At 54.5% G+C, this 12,213-nt stretch carries 11 protein-coding genes; 4 read left to right on the top strand and 7 right to left on the bottom strand.

Annotated elements, in window-relative coordinates; translation table 11 throughout:
• The first annotated feature begins 34 nt into the window (after positions 1-34).
• Entirely contained in the window at positions 35-256 is a 222-nt protein-coding gene (locus FE784_RS15165; RefSeq protein ID WP_139603056.1) for a hypothetical protein, read from the top strand.
• A 77-nt stretch (positions 257-333) separates the two neighbouring features.
• Here FE784_RS15165 and FE784_RS15160 read toward each other — a convergent pair whose 3' ends face one another.
• Together FE784_RS15160 and FE784_RS15155 are read right to left on the bottom strand one after the other, a co-directional pair.
• Complete coding sequence (locus tag FE784_RS15160; RefSeq protein WP_139603055.1) at positions 334-558, bottom strand: YuzB family protein; 225 nt, start codon at positions 556-558, stop codon at positions 334-336.
• Between the two features lie 40 nt (positions 559-598).
• On the bottom strand, positions 599-901 hold the full coding sequence (locus FE784_RS15155; protein WP_139603054.1) for a HesB/IscA family protein: 303 nt from the start codon (positions 899-901) through the stop codon (positions 599-601).
• 136 nt (positions 902-1,037) lie between these two features.
• On the opposite strand from FE784_RS15155, the gene ytvI reads away from it, so the two are divergent.
• Entirely contained in the window at positions 1,038-2,135 is a 1,098-nt protein-coding gene (gene ytvI / locus FE784_RS15150; protein WP_139603140.1) for a sporulation integral membrane protein YtvI, read from the top strand.
• Positions 2,136-2,144: 9 nt separating this feature from the next.
• Here the strand turns inward: ytvI and FE784_RS15145 are convergent, their stop codons facing one another.
• Positions 2,145-2,384 carry a hypothetical protein gene (locus FE784_RS15145; protein WP_139603053.1) on the bottom strand — a complete coding sequence of 80 codons (240 nt, stop codon included), beginning with the start codon at positions 2,382-2,384 and terminating at the stop codon, positions 2,145-2,147.
• A 98-nt stretch (positions 2,385-2,482) separates the two neighbouring features.
• Between FE784_RS15145 and FE784_RS15140 the strand changes: the two genes are divergently transcribed.
• Positions 2,483-2,866, top strand: a complete 384-nt coding sequence (locus FE784_RS15140) for a DUF3054 domain-containing protein (RefSeq protein WP_139603052.1) — start codon at positions 2,483-2,485, stop codon at positions 2,864-2,866.
• Between the two features lie 59 nt (positions 2,867-2,925).
• Here FE784_RS15140 and racE read toward each other — a convergent pair whose 3' ends face one another.
• From racE to FE784_RS15120, 4 genes are all read right to left on the bottom strand, one after another.
• Complete coding sequence (racE, locus tag FE784_RS15135) at positions 2,926-3,741, bottom strand: glutamate racemase (RefSeq protein WP_139603051.1); 816 nt, start codon at positions 3,739-3,741, stop codon at positions 2,926-2,928.
• A 211-nt stretch (positions 3,742-3,952) separates the two neighbouring features.
• The gene (locus FE784_RS15130) at positions 3,953-7,039 is read right to left on the bottom strand and encodes a hybrid sensor histidine kinase/response regulator (protein WP_139603050.1); all 3,087 of its coding nucleotides are present in this window, start codon (positions 7,037-7,039) and stop codon (positions 3,953-3,955) included.
• A 61-nt stretch (positions 7,040-7,100) separates the two neighbouring features.
• Entirely contained in the window at positions 7,101-8,231 is a 1,131-nt protein-coding gene (locus FE784_RS15125; protein WP_139603049.1) for a response regulator, read from the bottom strand.
• Between the two features lie 214 nt (positions 8,232-8,445).
• A complete protein-coding gene (locus FE784_RS15120; protein ID WP_139603048.1) occupies positions 8,446-10,272 on the bottom strand; it encodes a glycosyltransferase in 1,827 nt (608 codons plus the stop codon).
• A 499-nt stretch (positions 10,273-10,771) separates the two neighbouring features.
• On the opposite strand from FE784_RS15120, the gene FE784_RS42410 reads away from it, so the two are divergent.
• A partial coding sequence (locus tag FE784_RS42410) for an S-layer homology domain-containing protein (RefSeq protein ID WP_176706236.1) occupies positions 10,772-12,213 on the top strand: 1,442 nt, incomplete at its 3' end.

Here is a 12,213-nt window from a genome sequence, read left to right as displayed (position 1 = left end):
GGACTACCTACCTATCTTAAAAGGAGACCGATTCATGCGCAGCAACCGAATGCTTATTCTCGTCATCGTCGAACTGGTCATCGCCGTAGCGTTCGCCGTAACGTCCGCGCTCGTCTTTATTTATCAAAGGAGCGACGTATGGATTCAAACGGTCCTTGTCCTCGGAGGCATCGCCGGACTGCTGAACGGCGCCTATTTGCTAAAGCTGCGCAGCAAGCCGCCGGCCAGAAGACGGCCGGGCAAGCCGAAACGGTAGCGAACCGCAGCCGCCTGCACGTAGGCGGCTCGTCCGGCTGTAAAGAGAAAGACGGCCCGTATGGGGCCGTCTTCGCTTTATGCCTTCATATACTTTTGCGCTTTCTCGATCGCTTCGTCTTCGGTCGGCGCCGTAATATACCGCCCGTTAACGAATATGAAAGCCGCCCTCGAGCAAGGACCGCAATACGATTTGCAGCCCACCTTGATGTCGGTATCCGGGGCGAGCTTTTGCAGCTTCGAAAGCGCCGTCTTGATTTTCATATGTTTGCATTTATCGCAAATGCGTATGTCGTTGGCCATGTCTTTCGAGTTCCCTCTTTCGGCCCAGGAGTAATCGGATTTAGTGGTCGCCGGTATTCCCTTTGCTCGGGTTCGTAATGACAAATCCTTCGTTAGGCATATATAAATAGTCGATCTTGACGCCGTCGAGCATCGCTTCGTTTTTCTCCATCACGATCTCGATCCCTTTGTCCGTCGTCACTACAATGTCGTCTTCGGACGGCTCGTCCAATCCGAGCGCGTAATGAACGTGGTTGCCGTGGGTAAAGTCGACTTTGACCCGAACCTTCAGCCCGTTGTTTTCTTCCTGCTCCAATTCTTTCAGCAGCACCTTCGCCGCGGCTCTCGTAATTTTTACGTTCATATGGTTCCACTCCTTGTTTGACTTGTCATTTACAAAATGATACCACGTTTTGCCGGCATCGTCTAACTTTTGTGGACTTCCCATCCCCAAACCGATAAAATGTGGGGAGAATCCATCCTTGGTCCGAGGTGACGCAATGCTCACGTTTTACAAAAAATATTACAAGACGGTGTTCGACATCGGGTTAATGGCGTTGACGATTTATTTGTTCATGCTTGCCTTCAGCTACTTATACCGGATCGCCACGCCGATTTTTCTCGCGTTGGTCATCTTCGCGATCATCGAGCCGTTCGCCCGGTTCCTGAACCGCAAAGGGATGAAGAAATCGCTGGCCACCACCATATCGACGCTCGTATTCATCTTGATTATTCTCGGCGTTCTGATCGGGGCGGGGGCCATATTCACGGCGCAAATTTATCAGCTGACCCAGAAAATTCCCGTCTATGCCAAAACACTGCAGGAACAGCTGTTCAACAATATGTGGTATTGGGAATCCAAGCTGGATGCGATCCCGTCGGATTGGCTCGACAAAGCGAAGGAATATTCGACGATCGTCACCGATAAAGGGGCCAAATTCGCTACAACCGTTTTGGGCGGATTGTTCGGCATGCTCTCCTCGGTATCGTCGTTCGTGTTCAACTTTGCGATCGGCGTCATCCTCGCCTATTTTTTGAGCATCGAGTCGGAATCGTGGAAACGGTTCGCCTCGGACAAGACGCCGCGTACGTTCAAGACCGCGTTTTTTTTCCTGAAGGAAAACGTGCTGAAGGGCATCGTGACCTATATTAAAGCCCAATCGAAGCTCATAGCGCTAACCTTCGTGCTAGTCTTCATCGCACTCCTGCTGCTCGGAGTGGGCAACGCATTCTCGATCGCGCTGCTGTCGGCCATTTTTGACGTACTGCCGCTGCTCGGCGTATCTACCGTATTTATCCCATGGATCATCTACTTGTTCGTCGTTGGCAACATCAAGCTTGCCGTCTGGCTGACGGTCCTGCTCGTCGTCGTAGTCGGCACGCGGCAAATATTGGAGCCCAAAATAACCGGCGATTCGCTGGGCGTCTCCGCCTTTACGATGCTTTCGTTCATGATCGTCTCGTTGTCGCTGTTCGGCGTAGCGGGCGTCATCTTGTCGCCGGTGCTCATCATTTTGGTCAAAGCGCTGTATGATCAAGGCTATTTGCGCAAATGGATACGGCTGCCCGAGGAAGAATACGACAAGCATATGCTGTGAGCCGACCCGTCAAGAGATCTGCCCGTACTTGCGCTCCGCGCGCGCCGCGAACCAATTCATCGCGATCATCGTAACGGCGATATCGTCTATCGGAAGAAACGGAATCGCATCCGGAAGCACCCAGTACAGCAGCACCGGTATGCCGAAGAGCAGCTTTTCCTTAACCGGAATTCCCCTGGAACCGACCAGACGGATTACCCGGCCGACCACAGAGCTCCAATGCTTGTACGACAGCAGTCTGCGGATCATACGATCCCCTCCTTCTTCCGCAACGTTCATCGGCGGAAAGCGTCACCGATACTATTCATTACCCGGCTGTTCGGCCGATTAAAAGGAGATCGCTACAAATGCCTTTGCTCATCCTCGTCGGCGGGGATTTGCTCGTCCTGTTTTTGTTCGTCTTGCTCGGCAGGCAGGACCACGATATGACGTTCTCGCTTCTCGCCGCCTTGCCAACCGCTATCCCGTTTGCGCTCGGTTGGGTCATCGCTCTTGCGGTCGTCCGCACTTACCGGCCAAGCTCCGTTTCCTCTGTCGGCAAAGCGGTGCTGTATGCGCTCCTGACGTGCTGCCTGGCCGTCCCGCTCGGTCTGGTCCTCCGTTCCCTATGGCTCGGGCGGCTCCCTACCGGAACGTTCGCAGTCGTAGCGTTCCCTTTAATTGCCTCCTTTATGATTGTTTGGCGCGCGCTATGCGCCTTGCTTTTCCGGAGGGCTTTTCCCGGAAAATAGTTGAAGAAGGCGGAGCGTCCGTTCGCTCCGCCTTCTCGCTCTGTCGTATCGTTTGCGAATCAGTTCCCGGACAAGCGGGTCATCTGCCAAAATACCGGCGATACTTTAATTTGCTCCCCCAGCCATTCCTGGGCAATCGCTTGGAACGTATTCGGGTCTCCGCTGCAAAAAAAACGGTGAATCGGTATTTTGCCCGATCGGGCCAGTTGTCCCCGATGATGCAAAATCGCGCTGACTTCCCGGGCCGTCTCGTCGGCCGAGCTGATCATCGACACGCGCGGCCCTACCACCTCGGCAATGGCCGAAGACAGAAACGGGTAATGGGTGCATCCGAGAATCAAACTGTCGATCGTTGTGTTCAGTAGCGGCTGCAGCGACTGACTCACGGCCTCCTTCGCTTCATCCGTACGGTACAGCCTTCTTTCCACAATCGGTACAAGCCTCGGACAAGCCAATCCGACGACTCGAATATGCGGATTGAGTGCCTGAAGCGCATGCTGGTAAGCGCCGCTGCGAATCGTGTTTTCCGTGCCGATCACGCCGATGGAGCCGTTCCTCGTCTTCTTGATCGCCGCTCTGGCGCCTGGCTGTACGACCCCTACGACCGGAATATCGACCAACGAACGAATGTGCTGAAGGGCTATGGCGGTCGCGGTATTGCATGCAATAATGATCATCTTCGGTTTAAAGTGCAGCAGGTAACTGACGATTTGCTCCGTAAATTCCAACACTTCATCCGTGGCTCTCGGACCGTACGGCGCCCGGTCGGTATCGCCGAAGTAGACGATTTCCTCCTGAGGCAGCTGCCTCATCACTTCCTTGGCAACCGTAAGTCCCCCTACACCGGAATCCAATATGGCGATCGCTTGACGCACGTTGACTCGCTTCCTTTATCTCGGTAGTAATGAAGACTACATCTTAGAATATGAGCGCCGGGAAGGAAATGTACCTGGGCGTATGCCGAGTCGGTTCATCGCCCCGCTTCCTCTTCGGGGTCAAACGTAAAAAAGACAGCCCGAGTCGCTGCCTTCTTCCTTTTCTTCATTAATACGAGAATACGAGTGCATATATCCGTGCGCGGGCAAGTTATTCGCCCGCCTGCGTTTCCTTGTCCGGGAACGGAATACGCAACGTTACGGTCGAGCCTTTGTCCGGCTCGCTCGCGATATCAAGTCCGACCCCGTACATGGAAAGCAGTCTTCTGTGAATGTTTTGCAAGCCTACCCCGGTGTTCTGCGGCTTCAGCTCCTGCCACGGAGTACCGGATACGGGGAAGCCGATGCCGTCGTCGGCGATCTTCATATCAAGTCCGTCGCTCATGCGAACGGTTACGATGACGTTGCCCCCGTCTTCCTTCTTCATGATGCCGTGATGGATCGCATTTTCCACGAGGGGCTGCAGCATCAGTGACGGGACCTCGCAATGAAGAGCGTCGGGATCGATGCTGAACTGTACGTTCAGCAGCCCGCCGAACCTGGCCTTCTCGATTTCCACGTACGACTTCAGCAGCGATACCTCTTTATGCAGCGGAACGGTGCCCGAATGGTCCTTGAAATCAAAGCTGTAGCGCAAATAATTGCTGAATTCCCGCAATACTTTGCGGGCGCTGGCATGATCGCTATGACTGAACGACAGGATCGTATTCAGCGCGTTATACAGGAAATGCGGCTTGATCTGGGCCTGCAGAAAGGCCATCTCCTTCTGGACGAGAAGACTCGCCGACTGCTTCAGTCCGATCAGCGTCTGCACCCTGCTTTTCAGCTCGATCAAATTATACGGCTTCTGCAAAAAATCGTTGGCTCCGGCTGCAAAACCCGCCTCAAGATCGCCCTGCTGCGAGCCCGCCGTTACAAGTAACACGGGCAGCTCCAGCAAAGAATGAGATTTTCGGATAACTCTGCACAAATCGTAACCCGACATCCCGGGCATCATGATGTCAATTATGCACATATCGTAGCGGTGGCCTCCACCCAGAAGCTTGACGGCTTCTTCGCCGCTGGAAACGGCATCGGCCGCATAATGCTCCAAAGCGAGCACATTGAGCATTACGCGCAAATTGCTGTAGTCGTCGTCGACGATAAGCAATTTATACGGAGGCTTCCTCCCGTTTCCGACAGGTTCGGATGTCGACGGATCACGGACGGGAACGGGGGGCGGTACGGGAAACGGGCCGGCCGCACCGGTCGATTCTTCGCGCTCCTTTACGCTCGCAGGCAAGGAGAAAGTCATCCTGGTCCCTTTCCCCGTCTCGGATTGTATCCATATTTTCCCGCCGTGAAGCTCGACCAGTTGCTTCGTAATGGACAGCCCGAGGCCGAAGCCACCCGGCATGCGCGGACTATCCGGCTCGATCTGCTCGTAGGATTGGAATACGCGCTCGAATTGTTCGCTGGGGATCCCCCTTCCCGTGTCCTCCACACTGACCCACACTTCATCGCTGTTGTACACCGCTTCAACCGCGACGCTTCCTTGGTCCGTATATTTGATCGCATTGTCCACGAGATTCCGCATAATTTGATGGAGGCGGTTTTCATCGGCATACACATAGAACGTTTTGGATGGAATTCTATTGATGAGCCGAAGCGATTTGTTGCGGATGAGATATTCGTGGAGCTCCACCACGACGTTCGCGATCATGAACAGGTCGACATGCTCCGGATGAAGCGCCAAATCCCTGTGCTTGATCCGCGAATAATCCAATATATCGTGCACAAGCGCGGAGAGACGTTTGCCGACGTCCCGCATCAGGCGCAAATCCTCTCTCAGCTCCGAATCCAGCCGTCCTCTGGCTCCGTCCAGAATCGACTGCGAAATATTGATGATGCCGTTCAGCGGCGTTCTGAACTCGTGCGACGTATGGGCCAGAAATTCGTCCTTGAGCTTGTCCACCTCGGACAATCTCTGCGTGAGCCGTTGAATCGTCTGAAACGCCGTCGTATACGCAAGCGACATGTACAGCGCCTGCGAGACGACGAGCAGAGGCTGGGCGACCGGAAGAAAGAAGTGACCGTCCACCTTCCAAAGCGTATTCAGCATCGTATTCAAAATCAGCACGGCCAGACATAGCGTGGACAGCGCCAAATAGACCGAGCCTCTCGTGCGCTGCAGCGCGGCTTTGCACAAATAGTAGCCGTTGACTCCAAGGCAGAACAGCGAGAGCGGGATCAGCGAGTAAATGTACGGCGCATAATAAGTAGCCGGCGTGAACACGATCAGGACGACGTAGACGAGCATGACCGCATCGATCAGGCGCAATACGGATTTGGCAAACAGCCCGGGCAGTAAATAATACGTATACCTCGAGAAAAAAGCGATAACGCCTATTGCCGACAAGTTCTCCAAAATAAGCTGCGGCATAATCTCCAGCCCCGGAACAAGCTTCATCAACAGCCTATCGTAGTGGGTAATCGTAAAGACGAAGCTGCTCAAGGCGAACAGGGCAAAGTAGAGCAATTCCTTGCTCAAGCGCTGAAAGTACATGAAGAAGAAATATAGGAAGATGAGGAAGAAGCCTCCGGCGATCATGCCGTCCACCATGACATTGTATTCGCTCAGCGCGGCGACAGCTTGCTGGTTGCCGAACGAGATCGAATGCACGATGCCCGTGTTATAGCTTTTGAAGCTTGCCACCTGGACGAGAATATCCGCTTCCCGGTTTCCCTTCAGCTCGAAATAAGCGGCGTACGGCGTGTTCCGGTGTACGATCGCATCGGCGGAAGAAGCAGGCGAGCCGCTTGCTCCGATCAGCTCGCCGTTGACGAAAATGCGGTTGGACGCGCGAATGTTGGACGTTTTGACCCCGAATGTCCCTTCGTCGCAGGGCAGCAGCACCTTCAGCCTGTATGTCGCGTAGCCTTCCTTCGGCAATCGTGTCCCTCCGAGGCTGACGGCGTCCCAATTTCCCGGCACCTCCATATATCCGGAGACGGGCGGCCGATCGCGGCCGACCTCATCAGGCGTAAGCAGCTCGCCCCAGTAGAACGACCATCTCCCATCGAGCTTGACGATATCCGCCGACCGGCAATCCCATCCGTCCAAATCGACAACGCCGTCCTGTGCAATCGGGCGGAACGAATGGGACGACTTGTAGATCGGAATGGCGAAGGAGGAAACGATGATCAGAACGGATAGAATACATATAATGCCCTGCGCGTGTAACGATTTTGTAAACATCCGAATATCCTCCAGCAGGGCGTTGATTTACTCCGGATTTCGGAGCTCCCCGGCTGCGTGCCTATTCCGTCATAATACCGGCCCAACTCTCGTAAAGACGCCTTACCTTTTCCTCCGGCAATACTCCCAGCTCCGCCTGCAGCAGCCGCTCGAGCTTCTGGTATTGCGAAATAAAGGCGGTCCTGTTATTTAACGACTTATAAATCCGCATCGACAGCATGTAGGCTTCCTCGTCGAGAGGCTGAGTGTCTATCAGCAGCTGAATCCGCTGCAAGGCGGTCTGGTGCTGGCCGGACCCGATCAAATAGTCGCACAGGCTCTTGGTCATAACGGCATAGCGCAGACGGCAAGCTTCCCTCAGACGGATGCTCCACGGATAGCTCCACGCGCCGAACAGCTCGCCCTTATACAGCTCCAGACATTGCTCATAAGCTCCCGCATTGGCCGACGACACTTCCTTGTCCCCTTCGGAGAGCTTCATGAACTGCTCCAGGTCGCTCCACAGTCCGTCCGCCTCCAGGCGGTAGTGGGCGTTGCGAAAATCGATGCGGGCGTTGACGCCGTACAGCTTCAACGTCTTTCTGATCTGATATACGGCCGTATGCAAATGGGAATGAGCCTGCTCCTCCGTGCAATCGGGCCATATATCGTTGATCATTTCCCACTTGCTGATTTGCTGCCCTTTCCGGATTAACAAATAAGCCATCAGTTCCTGTATTTTGACGGTTCTCCAAGGGATAGCCACACCCTCGGGAGGCATCCCGAGCAGCGTAAAACCGCCGAAGCAGTAAGCGCGGATAGCGTTGCCGGGCTGCACATCTTTCGGAGGGAGACGTTTTCTTTTGTACAGCCGCATAATCGTCCTGCCCAGATCGCTTTCAACTACCGGCTTTAATAAATAGTCGCACGCGTTCGCTCTGAACGCTTCCAGCGCAAATCGATCGTAGGCGGTTACGAATACGATCTCCAGTTCCTCGTGTACCTCCAGCAACCGCTCGGACAGCTCCAAGCCGTTCATTCGCGGCATTTGAATATCCAAGAAAGCGACATCCGGCCTCAGCGTTCCGATCGCTTCGAGCGCATCGGCCGGCTTGCGAAACGTTCCGGCCACTTCGATTCTGCCGTCCTGCTCGAGCATGACTTTCAACACATCGATCGCAGGCTGCTCGTCATCCACTATGATGGCGTTCATTACGCACCCTCCTTACTGCCTTTATCGCGGACAGTTCTCCCGCCGCTCGTCCGATAGCACGGTTCTGATCTTTGATTATAAACGAGCGGTCTAAACATTCTCTGAACAACAAACGTGTTTCTTCGAGGAAGGGAAGAAATTTTTTCGCCCATCGACGAAAAAAAACCGCTTTACGGAGCGGCTTTCTTTCATCAGGCGACAGGAAGGGGCACCGCTACTCGCGGGAAGCTTCCAAGCTTTCAAAATAAGTTCTATTCGACCGGATTCTGGCGTCATCGGGCAAATACGTCCCGGCAATCTCATTGTGATGCTTGGCCAAATCGTTCCGTCCCAGCTTGTTGTAGCAAACGCATAGCTGCAGATGAGGCAGCCAGGTCCAGCACGCATGACGCATAAGCGCCATGGCACTGACCGGCTTATCCAGCGAAGCGGCGGTTTTGTACCAAAACGCAGCGCCTGCATAATCGCCTTCCTCCATATGGTAGTAGCCCAATCTGCAGCAGTTCTCCGCACGCGGCAGCGCATGGGCGAACGATTGCAGCACCTTCGCTTTCGCTTCCAGCCGTTTGTCCAGCTTGTGCAGACAATCGCCGGCCTGGCCGAAGGCGTTGATCACATCCTCGATCCACCCGTCCTTGCGGTCGAGAAACTGTTCGTAATAATGCAGGGACTTTTCCCACATCGAATGATCGAACAGCTCGTTGGCGTAATAATACAAATCCCGCGAGGAGAACGGCACCCCCTCTTTTTCTTTTCTGGCATAAATGTTCAAATTGCGATCAGTCTGCGTATGCTGGCGGTTGTGCGTTACGCCAATGTCCGCATTTTCGATCTTCCCGTAAACGGCAAGATATTCGTGCACGACGCCGATCCAGCGGAATCCGTTCTCGCGCTTCACCAGCCGGTTTCTGCGCAAACTGGACGTCACGTTGCCGTATTCGTCGAACGACAGGTTATATACCATGGAGACCGCGTCCGTATCCCACTGCAGCGACTTTTTCAGCTCGCGGAATTTGTCCGCGTCCGCGGGCAGGAAGGAATCGTCCGCATCCATCCATAACATGTAATCCATCTTAGCCTGCCCGAAGGCGAAATTTCTCGCCGCGGCAAAATCGTCGATCCATTCGAAATCGTAGATGCGGTCGGTAAACCGTCCGGCAATTTCCTTCGTTCTGTCGCTCGAGCCGGTGTCCACGATGACGATCTCGTCCGCGATTCCCTCTACGCTCGACAGGCATTGGGCCAACGTCTGCTCCTCGTTCTTGACGATCATGCACAAGCTGATCGTGATCGGCTGCCTCCAGGCATAGAGCGCGGCCGGCAGGTCGAAGCCCCATTTTGCTAGAGCCCTATGGCCGTTAGCCTGAATGTGACGCTGGTACCAGGTCGGATCGTCGGCGTACGGTCCGAATTTCCGCTCATACCGGACGAAGCAGTCCTTCGCCACATACATCTCGTAACCGGACATCAGCGCACGGTAGCACATATCGTCGTCTTCGTAAGATTCCGGCTCGAATCGCTCGTCGAAACCGCCCAACTCGTCGAACACGCTTTTGCGAATCATGACGAGATGGCTTAGCAATCGGGGGACCCGCTTGCTTTCATTGGCCCGCATGACCCCGAGGCTTTCGGAGAAATGCTCGGTGACCGCCGGATTATCGCTTGGAAAGTCGGCATTTTGCATGCCGCTGACGCCGCTGCTGACCGGGCCGACCATCGCTGCCCGCCCATTGCGCTCCATGCAGCCGTTCAGACGCTCCAGCCACCCGTCGGTCACGTATATGTAGTCGCGCATAAATACGACATGATCCGTATCCGCGACCCGCTCCCCCAGATTGTATGCCGCCGCCACCCCGATCCCGTCTTTGCCGACAACCGGGACGACATTGCTGTTTTGCTCCAACCATTCCTTGATAGAGTTGGCGCCTTCCTCTGCCACTACAATCAGACGGTAAGAAGACTGAGTCGAAAGTCTTATGTTGAATAAACATTCCTGCAAAGCTTCGAAATGCTGTGCAAACACTATAATGTCGGTTCTCATGCCAGATCACGCTCCAAGCTGCCAAATTGATGCCTCTACTAGATTATAATCGATTATTTACAACAAAAAAGCGATGCACGATGTCAAAAAAAATTGATGTAATGTTAATGCTTCTTCCCTAAAAACAAATCCTTGTACCTATATACAAAACAATTCATATCATAAATTATTTTTGTCAAGGAGTAAATTAATAATCGTATTCCGACAAAACAATTAAAACCGATCATTTATCGCAATAAATTCTCGATTCTCTTATTCTATATTCCAATACTTTCAATTATCGCCTTCTTATTCGAAAAGGGGAAATTTGAACTATTGTTAATGATATCACCTCTTTCCCCTGTGATACTATAAGGCTGTCGTAGCCGCAGCAGCACCTCATGCCTCTCCGTTCAACTAAGGGGGAATACGCGGATTATCCTTCATCCGGCTCCCCGATTGTCCGTCCGGCTTTATACCGCAGCAACAACGTTTACGATTTATTTATGAGGAGGACCTTATGCAACCATTTATACGAAAATCATCCGTTGCCATGGCAGTGCTCGCTACACTGAGTCCGGCGACCCAGATCGCATCGGCCGCGAGCGCGACATTCAAGGACGCCGAAGCGGCACCGTGGGCTCAGAAGTACATCGCCAAGCTCGCACTGATGGACATTATCGTCGGCGATAACGCCGGCCTCTTTAATCCGAACAGCAACGTAACCCATCAGGAATCGATTCTGATGGCGATCCGGCTGCTCAGTCTGGAGGACAAGGTTTCGTCGGAAGCGTCGGCCAACCCGCCGCTCGCTTCCGACGACTGGGCCAAGCCTTACGTGTCTTTGGCGCTGAAGGAAGGGCTGTTGAACGCTCAGGAGGAGAATGGCTCGGGCGCAGGCCAGTGGGGACAACAACCTGCCAGCCGCGAATGGACCACGAAGCTGATCATTCGCATTATCGATCGCCAGGCCGATGCCGACCGGCTCGCCGGCACGTCAAGCTCCTTTACCGATTTTGGCCAAAGCACCCCTTCCTTGCGCGGATATATTAACGCCGCCGTCGATCTGAAAATCGTCGAAGGCTTCAGCGACAACACGTTCAAGCCGAAAGAACTGGTCACTCGCGCGCAGATGGCCGCCATGCTCAGCAATGCGCTCCCTTACTTGACGAACGGAAGCTCGGCGGTGCCCGCGAATTTGTCCAATGCGGTAACGAGCGGCGTCGTCACTTCGGTCGCCGGCAATTCCGTTTCGGTTGCGATAGGCTCGTCCGCGGAAACTTTCATCCTGTCCGCCGAAACCCAATACTTCGACAAAAATTCTTCGCAGAAGCTGGAATCCGCCGCGCTTGCGGTCGGACAACTCATCTCGGTCGTACATAAAGACGGCGTCGCTTATTTGGTCGAGCTGCCGGGTTCGACAACCGCCGCGAAGCCGCAGGAAGTCGTTCGTGGCGAGCAAGGTCCTGTAGGACCTCAGGGTGCGGCGGGGCCGGCAGGACCTGCAGGGCCGAAGGGCGATAACGGTGAAAAAGGCGAAAAGGGAGAAAAAGGCGAGAAGGGCGAATCCGGGTGGTCCGGTTCCCGCGGCGAAACGGGCGATACCGGTCCCATAGGGCCTAAAGGCGAAACGGGAGCAGTCGGCGCTCAAGGCATCCAGGGCGAAACTGGGCCGACTGGAGCTCAAGGCATCCAAGGCATTACCGGCGCTACGGGCGATACCGGCAATACCGGAGCGACTGGCGCTCAGGGCAACCAAGGCGTTACTGGGGCTACGGGCGCTCAAGGCATTCAGGGCATTACAGGACCAACCGGCGCTACGGGCGATATCGGACCGGCTGGCGCTCAAGGCATTCAGGGCGTTACGGGGCCGACAGGCGTTACAGGCGCCACGGGCGATATCGGACCGGCTGGCGTTCAAGGCATTCAGGGCGTTACGGGGCCGACTGGCGTTACAGGCAC

The organism is Paenibacillus hemerocallicola, assembly GCF_006265175.1.
Taxonomy (GTDB): Bacteria; Bacillota; Bacilli; order Paenibacillales; family NBRC-103111; genus Paenibacillus_AB; species Paenibacillus_AB hemerocallicola.
Note: the sequence above shows the minus strand (reverse complement) of the source record. Positions and strands in the feature narration are given on the sequence as shown.